The following is a 255-nucleotide window of genomic DNA, read 5'->3' as shown; positions in this document are numbered from 1 at the left end:
CCATGGACATCACGCTGCTCATCGATGAACTGCTTCATCGCTTGAAGGGGCGGTCGAGCTCCGCCTGCGCAAAATAGGCCGACGCCTTGCGCAGGATCTCGTTGACCTGACGCAGCTCGCGAACCTCACTCTCAAGCGCCTTGATGCGCTCTTTCTCGGTGCTCGTCATCCCCTCGCGCTTGCCAACGTCCCGCTCGTGCTGCCTCACCCAACACCGTAGCGTCTCGGCTGTGCAGCCCACCTTGGCCTACACCG

At 62.4% G+C, this 255-nt stretch carries 1 pseudogene and 1 other annotated feature; the pseudogene reads right to left on the bottom strand.

The window, feature by feature from the left end:
• Positions 1-80, bottom strand: a sequence feature (AL1L pseudoknot). This feature is flagged as partial in the annotation.
• A pseudogene (locus tag AVHM3334_RS23840) lies at positions 1-247 on the bottom strand (transposase); the annotation flags it as partial. Its footprint overlaps the feature before it by 80 nt.
• Positions 248-255: the final 8 nt, after the last annotated feature.

It is taken from the genome of Acidovorax sp. SUPP3334 (genome assembly GCF_030159055.1).
Taxonomy (GTDB): Bacteria; Pseudomonadota; Gammaproteobacteria; order Burkholderiales; family Burkholderiaceae_C; genus Paracidovorax.
Note: the sequence above shows the minus strand (reverse complement) of the source record. Positions and strands in the feature narration are given on the sequence as shown.